The organism is Streptomyces sp. NPDC104371 (assembly GCF_055583785.1).
In genome coordinates this window covers 1,094,511-1,110,895 of record NZ_JBVJNF010000001.1, presented here as the reverse complement: position 1 = coordinate 1,110,895, position 16,385 = coordinate 1,094,511, and the positions used below count along the sequence as shown (strand labels likewise).

At 70.9% G+C, this 16,385-nt stretch carries 13 protein-coding genes; 9 read left to right on the top strand and 4 right to left on the bottom strand.

All coding sequences use genetic code 11. The features are described from left to right. Positions 1 to 69: 69 nt before the first annotated feature. Together ACZ60T_RS04950 and ACZ60T_RS04945 are read right to left on the bottom strand one after the other, a co-directional pair. Positions 70 to 2,289: an NADP-dependent isocitrate dehydrogenase gene (locus ACZ60T_RS04950; RefSeq protein WP_469664457.1), complete on the bottom strand. Its 2,220-nt coding sequence runs from the start codon at positions 2,287 to 2,289 to the stop codon at positions 70 to 72. Between the two features lie 113 nt (positions 2,290 to 2,402). Continuing rightward, a complete protein-coding gene (locus ACZ60T_RS04945; protein ID WP_469664455.1) occupies positions 2,403 to 3,167 on the bottom strand; it encodes a crotonase/enoyl-CoA hydratase family protein in 765 nt (254 codons plus the stop codon). A 69-nt stretch (positions 3,168 to 3,236) separates the two neighbouring features. On the opposite strand from ACZ60T_RS04945, the gene ACZ60T_RS04940 reads away from it, so the two are divergent. From ACZ60T_RS04940 to ACZ60T_RS04925, 4 genes are all read left to right on the top strand, one after another. Next, positions 3,237 to 5,129, top strand: coding sequence for an ABC transporter ATP-binding protein (locus tag ACZ60T_RS04940; protein ID WP_469664767.1), 1,893 nt, complete (start codon positions 3,237 to 3,239; stop codon positions 5,127 to 5,129). Between the two features lie 261 nt (positions 5,130 to 5,390). Beyond that, positions 5,391 to 6,056 (top strand): vitamin K epoxide reductase family protein, encoded by a 666-nt coding sequence (locus ACZ60T_RS04935; RefSeq protein WP_365629436.1) that lies wholly within the window; start codon positions 5,391 to 5,393, stop codon positions 6,054 to 6,056. A gap of 328 nt (positions 6,057 to 6,384) precedes the next feature. Beyond that, entirely contained in the window at positions 6,385 to 8,028 is a 1,644-nt protein-coding gene (gene ctaD, locus ACZ60T_RS04930) for an aa3-type cytochrome oxidase subunit I (protein WP_469664765.1), read from the top strand. A gap of 3 nt (positions 8,029 to 8,031) precedes the next feature. After that, entirely contained in the window at positions 8,032 to 8,592 is a 561-nt protein-coding gene (locus ACZ60T_RS04925; RefSeq protein ID WP_469664453.1) for a hypothetical protein, read from the top strand. 79 nt (positions 8,593 to 8,671) lie between these two features. On the opposite strand, the gene ACZ60T_RS04920 is transcribed toward ACZ60T_RS04925, so the two are convergent. Then, positions 8,672 to 9,988: a cytochrome P450 gene (locus ACZ60T_RS04920; RefSeq protein WP_365629430.1), complete on the bottom strand. Its 1,317-nt coding sequence runs from the start codon at positions 9,986 to 9,988 to the stop codon at positions 8,672 to 8,674. Positions 9,989 to 10,061: 73 nt separating this feature from the next. After that, positions 10,062 to 11,426 carry a glutamine synthetase family protein gene (locus tag ACZ60T_RS04915; protein ID WP_469664451.1) on the bottom strand — a complete coding sequence of 455 codons (1,365 nt, stop codon included), beginning with the start codon at positions 11,424 to 11,426 and terminating at the stop codon, positions 10,062 to 10,064. A 337-nt stretch (positions 11,427 to 11,763) separates the two neighbouring features. Between ACZ60T_RS04915 and ACZ60T_RS04910 the strand changes: the two genes are divergently transcribed. The 5 genes from ACZ60T_RS04910 to ACZ60T_RS04890 are packed head-to-tail and all read left to right on the top strand — an operon-like array spanning position 11,764 to position 16,385. Then, positions 11,764 to 11,952 (top strand): ferredoxin, encoded by a 189-nt coding sequence (locus tag ACZ60T_RS04910; RefSeq protein ID WP_365629425.1) that lies wholly within the window; start codon positions 11,764 to 11,766, stop codon positions 11,950 to 11,952. Between the two features lies 1 nt (position 11,953). Further along, complete coding sequence (locus ACZ60T_RS04905; protein ID WP_469664448.1) at positions 11,954 to 13,177, top strand: NAD(P)/FAD-dependent oxidoreductase; 1,224 nt, start codon at positions 11,954 to 11,956, stop codon at positions 13,175 to 13,177. Beyond that, the gene (locus tag ACZ60T_RS04900) at positions 13,174 to 13,980 is read left to right on the top strand and encodes an acetoacetate decarboxylase family protein (RefSeq protein WP_469664446.1); all 807 of its coding nucleotides are present in this window, start codon (positions 13,174 to 13,176) and stop codon (positions 13,978 to 13,980) included. The genes ACZ60T_RS04905 and ACZ60T_RS04900 overlap by 4 nt, the downstream gene beginning before the upstream one ends. A 34-nt stretch (positions 13,981 to 14,014) precedes the next feature. After that, positions 14,015 to 15,478 (top strand): aldehyde dehydrogenase, encoded by a 1,464-nt coding sequence (locus ACZ60T_RS04895; protein WP_469664444.1) that lies wholly within the window; start codon positions 14,015 to 14,017, stop codon positions 15,476 to 15,478. Next, positions 15,471 to 16,385, top strand: coding sequence for a 3,4-dihydroxyphenylacetate 2,3-dioxygenase (locus ACZ60T_RS04890; RefSeq protein WP_365629413.1), 915 nt, complete (start codon positions 15,471 to 15,473; stop codon positions 16,383 to 16,385). Before ACZ60T_RS04895 ends, ACZ60T_RS04890 begins: the two co-directional genes overlap by 8 nt.

Here is a 16,385-nt window from a genome sequence, read left to right as displayed (position 1 = left end):
GCCCGACAACAGACCGCCCCGGCCGGATGCGATCCGGCCGGGGCGGTCCGTGTGCTCAGGCGGCGGTGGTCACGCCAGCGTCGCCAGGGCGTCGTTCCACGTCGCCGACGGGCGCATCGTCGCCGCGGCCTTCGCCGGGTCGGGCTGGTAGTAGCCGCCGATGTCGGCCGGCTTGCCCTGGACGGCGATCAGCTCGTCGACGATCTTCTGCTCGTTCGCGGCGAGCGTCTCGGCGAGCGGCGCGAACGCCTTCGCCAGCTCCGCGTCGTCGGTCTGCCGGGCCAGCTCCTGCGCCCAGTACAGGGACAGGTAGAAGTGGCTGCCGCGGTTGTCGATGCCGCCGACGCGACGGGTCGGGGACTTGTCCTCGTTGAGGAACGTCGCCGTGGCGCGGTCGAGGGTGTCGGCGAGGACCTGGGCGCGGGCGTTGCCGGTGGTCTTCGCGTACTGCTCGAGGGACGGCACCAGGGCGAAGAACTCGCCGAGCGAGTCCCAGCGCAGGTAGTTCTCCTTGACGAGCTGCTGGACGTGCTTCGGCGCGGAACCGCCGGCGCCCGTCTCGAACAGGCCGCCGCCCGCCATCAGCGGGACGACCGACAGCATCTTGGCGCTGGTGCCCAGCTCCAGGATCGGGAACAGGTCCGTGAGGTAGTCACGGAGGACGTTGCCGGTGACGGAGATGGTGTTCTCGCCGCGGCGGATGCGCTCCACCGACAGCTTGGTGGCCTCGATCGGGGACAGGATGCGGATGTCCAGGCCCTCGGTGTCGTGCTCCGGCAGGTACTGCTCGACCTTGGCGATGAGGTTGGCGTCGTGGGCGCGGTTCGCGTCCAGCCAGAACACCGCGGGGTCACCGGTGGCGCGGGCGCGCGTGACGGCGAGCTTCACCCAGTCCTTGATCGGGGCGTCCTTGGCCTGGCAGGCGCGGAAGATGTCGCCGGCCGAGACGGTCTGCTCCAGGACGACGGTGCCGTTCTGGTCGACCAGGCGGACCGTGCCCGTGGTCGCGATCTCGAAGGTCTTGTCGTGGCTGCCGTACTCCTCGGCCTTCTGCGCCATGAGGCCGACGTTGGCGACGGAGCCCATGGTGGACGGGTCGTACGCGCCGTGGGCGCGGCAGTCCTCGATCACGGCCTGGTACACGCCCGAGTAGCTGCTGTCCGGCAGCACCGCGAGGGTGTCGTGCTCCTGGCCGTCCGGGCCCCACATGTGGCCGGAGGTGCGGATCATGGCCGGCATGGAGGCGTCCACGATCACGTCGGAGGGCACGTGGAGGTTGGTGATGCCCTTGTCGGAGTCGACCATGGCCAGCTCCGGGCCCTCGGCCAGCTCGGCGTCGAAGGAGGCCTTGATCTCGGCGCCCTCCGGCAGGGCCTCGAGGCCCTTGAAGATGCCGCCCAGACCGTCGTTCGGGGTCAGACCGGCCGCGGCGAACGTCTCGCCGTACTTCGCGAACGTCTTCGGGAAGAAGGCGCGCACGACGTGACCGAAGATGATCGGGTCGGAGACCTTCATCATCGTGGCCTTCAGGTGCACGGAGAAGAGGACGCCCTCCTCCTTGGCGCGGGCGACCTGCGCGGTCAGGAACTCGCGCAGCGCGGCGACGCGCATCACGGAGGCGTCGACGACCTCGCCCTCGAGGACCGGCACCGACTCGCGCAGCACGGTGGTGGAGCCGTCGTCGCCCTTCAGCTCGATGCGCAGCGCACCGGCCTCGGAGATCACCACGGACTTCTCGGTGGAGCAGAAGTCGTCCGCGGCCATGGTCGCCACGTTGGTCTTGGACTCGGGGGTCCAGGCGCCCATGCGGTGCGGGTGGCTCTTGGCGTAGTTCTTGACCGAGGCGGGGGCGCGGCGGTCGGAGTTGCCCTCACGCAGGACCGGGTTCACGGCGGAACCCTTGATCTTGTCGTAGCGGGCGCGGATCTCGCGCTCCTCGTCGGTCTTCGGGTCGTCCGGGTAGTCCGGCAGCGCGTAGCCCTGGCCCTGCAGCTCCGCGATCGCGGTCCTGAGCTGCGGGATGGACGCCGAGACGTTCGGCAGCTTGATGATGTTGGCCGCGGGGTTCTTGGCCAGCTCGCCCAGCTCGGCGAGGGCGTCCGGGATGCGCTGGTCCTCCTGGAGGTACTCCGGGAACACGGCGATGATGCGCCCGGCCAACGAGATGTCACGCGTCTCCACCGTGACACCCGCCTGCGAGGCGTACGCCTGGACCACCGGCAGGAAGGAATACGTCGCCAGGGCCGGGGCCTCGTCAGTGTGTGTGTAAATGATGGTCGAGTCAGTCACCGGGTGCTCCGCTCCACGTCTGCAACATTGCTCGACATCAAGATATCTCGTGATCGCCCCTGACTCGACAGCGGTTCCGCTCGGTACCGGTCGCCTGCCCGCCCGGCGCGCGGTCAGTGCTCGTCGAACGACCCGTGCCGCCCGGCCCCCGCCGTGAAGCGGGCCGCGCCCGGCAGGCCCTTGGCCAGCACCTTCATGCCGTGACGCAGCTCGCCCCGCAGCGCCTCGGCCTCCGTCAGCCCCTCCTGGTCGAGGACCGAGGCGCGGTCGCCGCGCAGGCAGTCCTGCGGGAAGCGGGCGAGGGCGGCGGCCAGCTCCTCGGCCTCCGCGCGGGCGCGCCCCGTCGGCACGACGCGATTGGCGAGCCCCATCTCGTACGCCTCACGGGCCGGTACGGGACGGCCGGTGAGGATCATGTCCAGCGCGCGACCGGTGCCGATCAGCCGCGGCAGCCGTACCGTCCCGCCGTCGATGAGCGGCACGCCCCAGCGGCGGCAGAAGACCCCGAACACCGCGTCCTCCTCGGCGACGCGCAGATCGCACCACAGCGCCAGTTCGAGCCCGCCCGCCACCGCGTGCCCCGCGACCGCCGCGATCACCGGCTTGGACAGCCGCATACGGGTCGGCCCCATCGGGCCGTCGCCGTCCTCGGCCACGCGGTTGCCGCGCTCGGTGCCCACCGCCTTCAGATCGGCGCCCGCGCAGAACGTCCCGCCCTCGCCCCACACCACGGCCACCCGCGCCGACGCGTCCGCCTCGACCTCCCGGAAGGCGTCGGCGAGCGCGGCGGCGGTCGGCCCGTCCACCGCGTTGCGGGCCTCGGGCCTGGAGAGGACGACGGTGGCGACATGCCCCTGGCGCTCGATCCGGACCGGCATCAGGCCGCCCCTTTCACTCGGTTCCTTGACCTCGACATTGCTTGGGGTTCTAGCGTTTGTCCCATGAGTATGGAAGCCACCGCCTGGCAGCAACTGCACAGCGTCATGACCGCACGGCAGGAGCGCAGACCCTTCGCCCGCGCCACCCTGCGCCGCATCGGCGCCTTCGCGCGCCCGCACCGCCGCCGTATCGCGCGGTTCGTCGTGCTCAGTGTGGTGACCGCGCTGCTCGCCGTCGCGACCCCCGTCCTGGCCGGCCGCGTCGTGGACGTGATCGTCTCGCACGGCGACCGGGGCACGGTCGTACGGCTGTCCCTGCTCATCGCCGTCATCGCGCTCGCCGAGGCGGCACTCGGCCTCCTCGGCCGCAGGCTGTCGGCCACGCTCGGCGAAGGCCTCATCCTCGACCTGCGCACCGCCGTGTTCGACCATGTGCAGCGCATGCCGGTCGCGTTCTTCACCCGGACCCGTACGGGAGCGCTGGTCAGCCGTCTCAACAACGACGTCATCGGCGCCCAGCGCGCCTTCAGCAACACCCTGTCCGGCGTCGTCGGCAACATCGTCACGCTGCTGCTCACGCTCGTCGTGATGCTCACCCTGTCCTGGCAGATCACCCTGCTCGCCCTGGTCCTGCTGCCGGTCTTCGTCCTGCCCGCGCGGCGCATGGGCGGGCGGATGGCGCGCCTGCAACGCGAGGCCGCCGACCTCAACGCCGCCATGGGCAACCGGATGACCGAGCGCTTCTCCGCGCCCGGCGCCACCCTCGTCAAGCTCTTCGGGCGGCCGGAGGACGAGTCCGCCGAGTTCGCCGCGCGCGCCCGGCGGGTGCGCGACATCGGGGTACGGACGGCGATGGCGCAGTCCGCGTTCATCACCGCGCTCACCCTGGTCTCCGCCCTCGCGCTCGCCCTGGTCTACGGCCTCGGCGGCTGGTTCGCCCTCGGCGGCACCCTGGAGCCGGGCGCGGTCGTCTCGCTGGCCCTGCTGCTCACCCGCCTCTACGCGCCGCTCACCTCCCTCGCGGGCGCACGCGTCGAGGTGATGAGCGCCCTCGTCAGCTTCGAGCGGGTCTTCGAAGTCCTCGACCTCGAACCGCTGGTCCGGGAGAAGGCGGAGCCGCGGCGGGTCCCCGACGGCCCGGTGGCGGTGGAGTTCGACCGGGTCCGCTTCGGCTACCCGTCCGCCGACAAGGTCTCCCTGGCCTCGCTGGAAGAGGTGGCCGCCCTGGACACGCGCGGCGGCACCGAGATCCTGCGCGGCATCTCCTTCCGCGCCGAACCCGGGCAGACCGTCGCGCTCGTGGGCTCCTCCGGCGCCGGGAAGTCCACCATCGCCGGACTGCTGCCCCGGCTCTACGACGTGGACGAGGGCGCCGTCCGCGTCGGCGGCGTCGACGTACGTGACCTGAGCGCCACCTCGCTGCGCGAGACCCTCGGCATGGTCACGCAGGACGGCCATCTGTTCCACGACACCGTACGGGCCAACCTGCTGCTGGCCCGCCCGGACGCCGCCGAGGACGACCTGTGGGACGCGCTGGGCCGCTCCCGGCTCGACGATCTCGTACGGTCCCTGCCCGACGGACTCGACACCGTCGTCGGCGAGCGCGGCTACCGGCTGTCCGGCGGCGAACGCCAGCGCATGACCATCGCCCGGCTGCTGCTGGCCCGTCAGCGCGTCGTCATCCTGGACGAGGCCACCGCCCATCTGGACAACACCTCGGAGGCGGCGGTCCAAGAGGCCCTCACGGAGGCGCTCTCGGGCCGTACCGCCGTCGTCATCGCCCACCGGCTGTCCACCGTGCGCGCCGCCGACGTGATCCTCGTGGTCGAGTCGGGCCGGATCGTGGAGCGGGGCACGCACCATGAACTCCTCGCGGCGGGCGGGCGATACGCGCAGTTGTACCGCACCCAGTTCGAGAAGGCGGGCGTACCGCCGGAGGCCGAACCGGAGACCGTCGGGTAAGGACAGCAGGTCCCGGGGTCCCAGGGCCGTTCGGCCCCTGTTGCCCGTCACACCCACTGACTTCACTGGTCCCGCGGTCCCGTCGTCCCGCTTGCCCGCGGTGCGGCGGGACTTGTGGTGCGCGGGCGGACTGGACGGCGTCGTACGAGGGAGCCTGCACGGAGCCGGACGCGGCGACCGCCGACCGCACGGGCACACCCACCCATCGACCCGCGCGGGCCACCGGCCCGCACCGAGCACGAGCGAGGCGGACCGACCCCGATGACCAGCAGCACTGCCACCGTGCACCAGCTCACCACCACGGCCCCGGACGACGGAGGGCGAGGGGAGATCACGCAGGAGGGCACGACCGGGGCGTCCCGTGCCTTCGCCTGGATGCTGATCATCACCGGGGCGCTCGGGGTTCTCTCCTCGTTCGTGATCACCATCGACAAGATCGAACTGCTGCGGAACCCGAACTTCGTCCCGGCCTGCAACCTGAGCCCGGTGGTGTCCTGTTCGAACGTGATGACCAGTGACCAGGCGTCCGTGTTCGGCTTCCCCAACCCGCTGATCGGGCTCGGTGCCTACGCGGTCGTGGTCGCGGCCGGCGCGGCGCTGCTGGCCGGGGCCCGCTACCGGGGCTGGTTCTGGCTCGGGCTCAACGCGGGCGGGCTGCTCGGGGTGGGCTTCTGCATGTGGCTGATGAGCCAGGCGCTGTACGAGATCGGCTCGTTGTGCCTGTGGTGCTGCCTGGCGTGGGTCGCCACCATCGTCTTCTTCTGGTACACCACCGTGCACAACCTCCGGCACGGCATCATCCGGGCCCCGAGGGCGCTGGTCGCCGGGGTGCAGGAGTTCCACTGGGTGGTGCCGGTCACCTGGTGTCTGACCATCGTGATGCTGATCGCCACGCGCTTCTGGTCCTACTGGCAGACGCTGCTCTGACCTCCCGCTTCACCGCCGCTACCACCCCTTCCGCCATCTGCCGGTCCCGGTGTCGAGGTCCATGTATGTCCGTCTTGCTCCGATCCGGGGGCGGGCTCGGGACGTTGGGCCCTTCGACCGGGACCTTGCGGGGGCCCTTCGGCCCTATCCGGACCAGGTACCCAGGCGCCGATCATGATGCGCGGCCGGGAAGGGTCGTGGCCGTGGTCGTCTCTCGCACCCAGGTCGCTTCCCGGCCCGTCACGCACACGCCCAGGGAGGATGCCGTCCGGTGGACGAGGCACAGATAGAACAAGTGGGGACCGCGCCGACGCGCACCGAGGTCTCCGTGACGGACGGATCGTCCGGACAGGTGGAGGATGTTTCGCGGCGGCCGGCGTGGGTGGAGTGGCTGACGACCACTGACCACAAGAAGATCGGCACGATGTATCTGGTCAGCGCGCTGATCTTCTTCATCGTCGGTGGCCTGCTCGCCTTGCTGATGCGTGCCGAACTGGCCCGGCCGGGCATGCAGCTCATGTCGACCGAGCAGTTCAACCAGGCCTTCACGATGCATGGTTCGATCATGCTGCTGCTGTTCGCGATGCCGCTGTTCACCGGCTTCGCGAACTGGATCATGCCGCTGCAGATCGGCGCCCCCGACGTCGCCTTCCCGCGACTGAACATGCTGGCCTACTGGTTCTTCCTGTTCGGTTCGACGATCGCGGCCCTCGGCTTCCTGACCCCGGACGGGGCCGCCGACTTCGGCTGGTTCCTCTACGCCCCGCTGTCCGACAGCGTCCACTCGCCCGGCCTCGGCGCCGACCTGTGGATCATGGGTGTGGCGCTCTCCGGCTTCGGCTCGATCTTCGGTGCGGTCAACTTCATCACCACGATCGTCTGCATGCGCGCCCCCGGCATGACCATGTTCCGCATGCCGATCTTCGTGTGGAACGTGCTGCTGACCTCCCTGCTCGTCCTCATGACGTTCCCGGTCCTCGCCGCGGCGCTCTTCGCGCTCGAGTGCGACCGCAAGTTCGGCGGCCACATCTTCGACGCGGCCAACGGCGGAGCGCTGCTGTGGCAGCACCTCTTCTGGTTCTTCGGCCATCCAGAGGTCTACATCCTGGCGCTGCCGTTCTTCGGCATCGTCTCCGAAGTCATCCCGGTCTTCAGCCGTAAGCCGATGTTCGGCTACATGGGCCTGGTCGGGGCGACCATCGCCATCGCCGGTCTGTCGGTGACCGTGTGGGCGCACCACATGTACGTCACGGGCGGTGTGCTGCTGCCGTTCTTCTCCTTCATGACCTTCCTGATCGCGGTACCGACAGGTGTGAAGTTCTTCAACTGGATCGGCACCATGTGGAAGGGCAGTCTGTCCTTCGAGACACCGATGCTCTGGACGATGGGCTTCCTCGTCACCTTCGTCTTCGGTGGTCTGACCGGTGTCATGCTGGCCTCGCCGCCGCTGGACTTCCACGTCTCCGACACGTACTTCGTCGTCGCGCACTTCCACTACACGCTCTTCGGTACGGTCGTGTACGCGATGTTCGCCGGATTCCACTTCTGGTGGCCGAAGTTCACCGGCAAGATGCTCGACGAGCGGCTCGGGAAGATCACCTTCTGGACGCTGACGGCCGGCTTCCACCTCACGTTCCTGGTGCAGCACTGGCTGGGCGTGGAGGGCATGCCGCGCCGGTACGCGGACTACCTGGCCGCGGACGGCTTCACCACCCTCAACACCCTGTCCACCATCGGCTCGTTCCTGCTCGGTCTGTCGGTGCTGCCCTTCTTCTACAACGTGTGGAAGACGGCCAAGTACGGCAAGAAGGTCGAGGTCGACGACCCGTGGGGCTACGGCCGTTCGCTGGAGTGGGCCACCTCCTGCCCGCCGCCGCGGCACAACTTCGCCTCGCTGCCGCAGATCCGGTCCGAGTCCCCGGCGTTCGACCTGCACCACCCCGAGATCGCCGCACTCGAGAAGGCGAGCTGACCCGTGTCCCGGACCGTGCTCGCCCTCGGGGCCGCGCTGGTGACCGCCGCCGGCTGTGTCTGGTACCTGCCGGCGCTGGCCGACCTGCGTGCCGGTGCCGACCGCACCGTCTCCCGCCGCACCGCCGCGGCGGCCACCGTGAGCGGCTGGACCACGCTCGCCGTCGTCGCCGCACTGCTGCTCGTGACCCGAGCCTGGTGGCTCCCCTGCGCCGCCGCCCTCCTGGGCGCTGCCGTCACCGGCGGCGTCCGGGCGCGGGCGATCGTGCAGCGCCGACGTGAGACGCGCGAAACCGCCCGTCAGTGGGCGGAGTTGCGCGCCGGCACGGTCCGGGACCGGGTGGACCACTCTCGGGGCATCTTCGTCGTCGTGGTCGCCTGCGGGCTGGCCATGGCCGCGCTCACCGCGGTCATGACCCTGGCCGCGGGTCCCGAGGACAGCCTGCACTGGGTGCTGGCCGTCGCCGCTCCGGCCGTGGTGGTGGGGCTGTTCCTCACGGCCGCGATCACCTGCACCCATGTGTCGCGCCGTACGGCGACCAGCCACGCGCGCGCTTCGCGCTAGCGCTGGTCGCACCACGGCGCCGGGCCCCGGCTCACCCCGGAACGGGTGAGCCGGGGCCCTTTGCCGTCGGCGGGTGCCGTCAGGCCAGGGTGACCTCGACCGGCAGCTTCTTGATGCCGTTGACGAAGTTGGAGCGGACGCGGGGGATGTCACCGGCCAGCCGGATGTCCGCGATGCGCGGGATCAGCTCCTCGAACATGATGCGGATCTCGGTACGGGCCAGCAGATTGCCCAGACACAGATGCGGGCTGCCCTTGCCGAAGGTGACATGGTCGTTGTTCTGCCGGGTGACATCGAAGTCGTACGGGTTGCCGAAGACCTTCTCGTCGCGGTTGCCGGAGGCGAACCACATCACGACCTTGTCGCCTTCCTTGATCCGCTTGCCGCCCAGCTCCACCTCGCGGGTCGCGGTGCGCCGGAAGTGGTAGAGGGGCGAGGCCCAGCGCAGGAACTCCTCCACCGCGCCCGGGATGAGCGAGGGGTCGTCCTTGAGGCGGGCCAACTGCTCCGGGTGCTGGAGCAGCGCCAGCAGGGAGTGCGAGATGGTGTGGCGGGTGGTCTCGTTGCCCGCGACCACCAGCAGCAGGAAGTAGTTGTCGAAGTCCTGCGCGGACAGCGGGACTCCGTCGCGGGGCGTCGCGTTGACGAGCTGCGAGACGAGGTCGGTGCCGTCACCGCCGCGGCGCTCCCGGGCGAGTGCGCGGCCGTACTCGAAGACCTCGATCGAGGCGGGGGAGCGGAAGGGCAGATCGCGGTACTTCTCGCTCTCCTCGGTGTTCAGCAGGACGTCCGCGTAGTCCGGGTCGGTGTTGCCGATGATCCGGTTGCCCCAGTCGATGAGCTGCTGGTTGTCCTCCGGCGGTACGTCGAGGAGGCGGGCGAGGACGTTGATGGGGAAGTCGGCGGACACCTCCTTGACGAAGTCGAAGGTGCCCTTGGCCAGGGCCGCGTCGAGCGTCCGTGCGGTCAGGCCGCGCAGGAAGTCGCCGTAGCTGCTGATGACGTTGGCGCCGAACTGCCGCTGGATCACGCTGCGCAGGGCGCGGTGGCGGACACCGTCCATCTCCAGGATGGAGGCGCGCTTCTTGATCTGGTCGTCGTCGACCTCTTCGAGGTTGACGAACTTCGTGGAGGTGAACGTCTCCGCGTCGCGGTCGACCCGGGCGATGTCGGCGTGGTGAGTGATCGACCAGAAGCCGGAGTTGGGCGCCTCCTCGGGCTGCCAGTGCACCGGCTCCTCGTGGCGCAGGGTGTGGAACATCCGCCACGGGGTGACCCCGTCGGCGAAGTTGTCGAGGTTCGCGAGGTCGACCTGGTCGAGCGGGAGCGGCTCGGCGAGGGCGGCGCGCAGTTCGGCGCCGGTGGTGGGGTGGGCGGGGACCGTGGGACTCGTCATGGTGGTGCGCCTCCTGGGCGACGGGACGACGGGGCGGGCGGGAGGAAGAGGTGGGACGGTGGCGGCGGGGCCGTCACAGGTGCTGGGCGTACTCCGTGAACTCCCAGTCGGTGATGTGCCGTTCGAAGCGCTCGACCTCGTTGCGCTTGTAGGCGAGGAAGGAGGCGGTGAACTCCTTGCCGAGCACCTCGGACAGGGCCGTGTCCGCCTCCAGCGCGTCGAGCGCGGCGGGCAGATCCTTCGGCAGCAGGGCCGCGCGGGCGGTGTCGTAGCCGTAGCCCTCCAGCGGGGCCGGGGGCTCCTCGCCCGCCCGGACGCCGAGCAGTGCGGCGGCGAGGGTGCCCGCGATGAGCAGATACGGGTTGGCGCCCGCGTCGCCGAGGCGCAGTTCGAGACGGGCGCCCGAGCCGCGCTCCGGAGGGATGCGGACCATGGCGCTGCGGTTGTCCAGCCCCCAGTCGATCAGCCAGGGCGCGAGGGTGTCGGGCCCGAACCGCTTGTAGGAGTTGACCGTCGGATTGGCCAGCGCCGCGAGCGCGGGGGCGTGGGCGAGGATGCCCGCCACGGCGTGGCGCGCGGTGGCGGACAGGCCGTACGCCCCGGCGGGGTCGTCGAAGGCGTTGCGGCTCTCCGTCGCGTCGGTGGTCTCGCAGGACAGATGGAGATGGAAGCCGGAACCGCCCGAGTCCCCGAAGGGCTTGGCCATGAAGGTCGCCACGTTCCCTTCCTTGCGGGCCAGTTCCTTGACGGCGGCCTTGAAGCGGAAGGCGCGGTCGGCGGCGTCGAGGGCCGCGGAGTGGGTCAGGTTGATCTCGTACTGGCCGCCGTCGAACTCGTGGTTCCCGGTGACGACTCCGAGGTCGGCGTCGCGCAACTGCCGCAGCGTGCGCAGCAGATGGTTGCCGGGGTCGGCGCGCAGCCCGGCGGTGTAGACGGTGCCGGTGGCCTCCGGGGAGCGGCGCCAGCCGGTGGCCGTGCCGGGGGCGGGCTCCAGCAGGAAGTACTCCAGCTCGGGGCCGACCACCGGGCGCAGCCCCTGCTCGGTACATCGGGCCAGTACGCCGCGCAGCAGGTCGCGGGGTGATTCGGCGGCTGCCCGGCCGGTCCCCGCGTCGGTGACGTTGCCCAGGCACCAGGCGACGCCCGGCTCCCAGGGCAGGGTCACGAGGGTGTCGAGGTCCGGGTGGACGGTGACGTCGGGCAGTCCGGCGTCGAGCCCTCCGGCGACCGGGACCACGTCGCCCTGGGGGCTGGTGTGGTACACGGCCTTGCAGAAGGCCAGCCCGTGGGCGCACGCCGAGGGCAGATGGTCCAGTAGGACGTCGCGGGCACGGTCGGTGCCGATGAGGTCGGGGAAGACCACCCGGACCACGTCGATGCCCTCGGCGGAGAGCCGCTCCATGTGCCGGCGGATGTCTGGGGTGTCCTGGGCGCTCACCGATGTCTCCTTGGGCGGGATGGTGGGGCGCCCTCGGGCCCTGGGGCTCCGAGGGCGGAAGGACGCGAGCCGGGGATGAGGGGGGAGGGGATCCCGGGCTGCTCATTTGAGCCCGAACGATAGGAACTGGATTCACGACGCCGCAAGGGGGTGGTCGAAGAAATTTATCCATCTGGACAGCTCTTGACCACCGCCCCTCCCGTTCCTATGTTGTTTGACGCCAAACGAGTTGAGGGTGCGGTTCCCCGCACCCCTTTGGCGACGGGGCCCGGTCCGCCAGTGATCGGGCCCCCTCTCACCCCACCGCCTCGTTCCGACGCCCCCAGGAGGACCGGCCATGAAGGTCGTCGTCGACATGAACAAGTGCCAGGACCACGGCCAGTGCGTCTTCGCGGCCCCCGATGTCTTCCGGATGGACGACGACGGTCGCCTCGCCTACGTCCCCGACCCGGACGACGCGCTGCGCGACGAGGTCGAGGAAGCCGCCGACGTGTGTCCGCTCCAGGCCATCCGGATCGAGGGCTGACATGGGCGCCCGCATCGTCGTCGCCGGCGCCTCCCTGGGCGGCCTGCGGGCCGCCGAGCAACTGCGCGCGGCGGGCTGGACCGGAGCCGTCACCGTCATCGGGGACGAGCCCCATATGCCGTACAACAGGCCCCCGTTGTCCAAGGAGGTCCTCGCGGGCAAGGCGCCCTTCTCGTCCCTGGCCTTCACCCCGAAGGCAGCCGCCGCCGACGTCGAATGGCGGCTGGGCACGGCCGTCACCGCCGCCCGCCTCACGGACCGCGTCGTCGTCCTGGACGACGGCACCGAGCTGCCGTTCGACGGTCTCGTCGCCGCCACCGGCATGCGGCCCCGCCGACTGCGCTGCCCCGGCCCGCTCACCGGGCGGCACACCGTCCGCACCATCGCCGACGCGCAGGGCCTGCGGGACGAACTGACCCGGCCGGGCGCCCGCGTGGTCGTGGTGGGCGCCGGGTTCATCGGCTGCGAGGTCGCCGCCACCGCGGTCGCGCTCGGCGCCGCCGAGGTCACCGTGGTCGACCCCCAGCCCCTGCCCATGGTGGGACCGCTCGGCGACCTGCTCGCCACCGCGCTGCTCCGGCGACACGAGGAACGCGGCGTGCGCTTCGCGCTCGGCGCGGGCGTCGCCGGCTTCGAGGGCGAGGACCGTGTCACCAAGGTCGTCCTGGACGACGGCAGGGTCCTCGCGGCCGACGTGGTCGTGGAGTCGGTGGGCTCGCTCGCCAACACCGAGTGGCTGGACGGCAACGGCCTCGACCTGTCCGACGGAGTCCTGACCGACGGACACCTGCGCATCGGCGGCCTCCCCTGCGCGGTGGCGGTCGGTGACCTCGCCCGCTTCCCCAACGCCCGCTACGACGGCGTGCCGCGCAGGGTCGAACACTGGTCGATCCCCACCGACACGGCCCGCCACGCCGCCAAGTCCCTCGTCGCCCATCTCCACGGTACGGACGCCGAATTGGCGCCCTTCGCCCCGCTGCCCACCTTCTGGAGCGACCAGCACGAGTTCCGGTTGCAGTCCTTCGGAGCCCCGGCGCTCGGCAAGGACGACGTACGGGTCCTCGACGGCGACCCGGACACGGACGTCGTCGTCGGATACCACCGCGACGGCCGCCTGATCGGTGTCGTCGCCCTCGGCGGCCCGGCCGCGGCGGGCGCCGCCGCCCGCTACCGCCCCCAGCTCCTTAAGCAGATCGCTCCCACGGCCCAAGGAATCCCGACATGACCAGCGTCCGCGGCTACTTCCCTCCCAAGACGGCGACCGGCTCCTCCTCGCTGATCCCCTCGCCCCCCTGGCGCTACTCCGGCGACCTGCTGACCGTCGAGTACCGCACCGACCCCGCCCGTGTCCGCGAACTGCTGCCCGCACCACTGGAGTTGGCGGACGAGGACCCCGGTGCCGTCGCCCTCGTCTGGGCCGACTGGCAGTCCTGCTCCGCCTCCGGGGAGGAACTGCTCGACCCCGTACGCGCCCAGTACAAGGAGGCCTTCGCCGTCGTGCGCTGCTCCTACCGGGGGCAGACGTACTCGCGCTGCGTCTACATCTGGGTCGACAAGGACTTCGCGATCGCCCGCGGTCTGCACCAGGGCTACCCGAAGAAGCTCGGCTCGATCCACCAGACGCGCCCGCACCCCTACGGCCCCGCGCCGCGCATCGAGGCGGGCGCCCGCTTCGGCGCCACCCTCGCCGCCGCGGACCGGCGCCTGGCCCAGGCCGTGGTCACTCTGCGCGAGCCGTCCGAGACGAACGGGTTCGTCAACGGCCACCCCATGGCGCACCACCGCTGGCTGCCCTCCATCGAGAAGGGCAAGGGACTCGCCCTCGACGAGCTGGTCGAGTCCGGCGCCGCCTCCTTCGAGGCCGGACCGGCCTGGCGCGGCGAGGCCGAACTGGAGCTGTTCGAGGCGCCCACCGAGGAACTGGCCCGCCTGGAGATCCACGAGCCGATCGCCGCCTACTACCGCCAGGTCGGCGTCGTATGGGACGGCGGCCGACTGCTGGAGTCCGGCACGTCCGGTGCCGAGTGACACGCCTGCCGCGACAAGGACCTGGAGACCGGACATGACCGACCACACCCTCACCGTCGCCGGTGTCGCCGTCGACACCCGGCACTGGATCGGCGGCGAACGCGTCGCCTCCACCGGGACGTTCACCGACCTCTCGCCGATCGACGGAAGCACCCTCGGTGAGATCTCCCGAGGCACCGCCATGGAGGCCGCGGCGGCCGTCGCCGCCGCGAAGGCCGCCTTCCCCGGCTGGGCCGCCACTCCCGCCGCCGAACGCGCCCGCATCCTGCACGCCGTCGCCGACGGCGTCGAGAAGCGCCTCGAAGACCTCGCGATCGTCGAGACCACCGACAACGGCGCCCTGCTGCGCTCCCACCGCCGGGGCGTGATGCCCCGCGTCGCCCACAACTTCCGCTTCTTCGCGGACTGGTTGCTGCGCCTCGGCCACGACGACTTCGACACCCGCGGTCACACCAACCACGTGAGCTGGGACCCGGCCGGACCCTGTGTGCTCATCACCCCGTGGAACGCGCCGCTGATGCTGGCCACTTGGAAGGTGGCCCCGGCGCTGGCCGCCGGGAACACGGTGGTCCTCAAGCCCGCCGAGTGGTCCCCGCTGACCGCCTCGCTGCTCGCCGACATCGCCGCCGAGGCCGGGCTTCCCGCCGGTGTCCTCAACGTCGTCCAGGGCTACGGCGCCGAGGTGGGCAGCGCCCTCGTCTCCCACCCGGACGTACGGCGGATCAGCTTCACCGGCTCCGTGCCCACGGCCCGGCACATCGCGGCGTCCGCCGCGGCGAACCTCACCCCGGTCAGCCTCGAACTCGGCGGCAAGTCCCCGCTGTTGGTGTTCGCGGACGCCGACCTCGACCTCGCCGTCGACCTCGCGGTGGAGCAGTACGACAACGCGGGGCAGGTCTGTCTCGCCGCCACCCGCATCCTCGTGGAGGAGTCGGTCGCCGAGGAGTTCACCCGCCGCTTCACCGAGAAGGCCGCGCTGCTGCGCCAGGGGGACCCGCGCGACGAGTCCACCGACATCGGACCCAACATCCACGCGAGGCAACTGGAGAAGATCGACGGCTTCGTGCAGCGGGCGGTCGCGGCCGGGGCCCGCGCGGTCATCGGCGGTCACCGCGAGGAGGGCCTCTACTACCCGCCGACCCTGCTCACCGAGGTCGCCCAGGACTCCGAGATCGTCCAGGAGGAGGTCTTCGGCCCGGTCCTGACCCTCCAGACCTTCACCAGTGAGGAGGAGGCCGTCCGTCTCGCCAACGACACCCGCTTCGGCCTCGCCGCGACCCTCGCCACCGGCGACCAGGAGCGCGCCGCACGCGTCACCGCACAGCTCGTCGCGGGCACGGTGTGGGTCAACTGCTTCTTCGTACGCGACCTCCAGGCCCCCTTCGGCGGCTCGCGCCACTCCGGTGTCGGCCGCGAAGGCGGCACCTGGAGCTTCGACTTCTACTGCGACCTCAAGAACACCGTGACCGCCCCGAAGGGATGGAAGGACCATGGGTGAGATCGTCGGGGCGGGTCTGCTCGCCCACGTCCCCACCGTCGTGCTGCCCGAGGCCGACCGGCTGGAGCTGAACGAGGGCAAGGAGATCACCCTCGTCCCCGGCCTGGAGCGGCTCCGCGAGGACGTCTTCGAGCGCGACGACTACGACACCGTCGTCGTGCTGGACTCGCACTGGGCGACCACCGTCGAGTTCGTCGTCACCGCGCAGGAGCGGCGGGCGGGCCTGTTCACCTCCGAGGAACTGCCGCGCGGCATGTGCCGGATGCCGTTCGACTACCCCGGTGACCCCGAACTCGCCCACAACATCGCCTCGTTCGCCGACCGGCACGGCACCTGGATCACCGCGATCGACGACGCGTACCTGCCGGTCTACTACGCCACGATCAACCTCTGGAAGTTCCTCGGCGAGGGCCTGCCGGACAAGCGATGGGTGACCATCGGTGTCTGTCAGACCGGCGACATGGAGGACCATCTGCGCCTCGGCCGGGCCCTCGCGGACGGGATCGCCGCCACCCCCGGCCGCCGGGTGCTGCTGATCGCCTCCGGTGCCCTCTCGCACACCTTCTGGCCGCTGCGCGAGCTGCGCGACCACGAGGCCAGCGACCCGGTGCACATCTTCACGCCCGAGGCGCGCGAGGCGGACCACGAGCGCATCGCCTGGTTCAAGGAGGGCCGCCACGACAAGGTCATCGACACGATGGACGAGTTCTGGCAGTACAAGCCCGAGGCGCGGTTCTTCCACTACCTGATGATGGCCGGGGCCCTCGGCGAGCAGGCGTGCGTCGCCAAGGCCCGCCAGTACGGGGAGTACGAGAACTCCATCGGCACCGGCCAGGTGCACCTCTGGTTCGACCGCCCGGCCGACGGCTGGACCGGCACCGCCCCCACCACCCCGCACAGCCTCTGA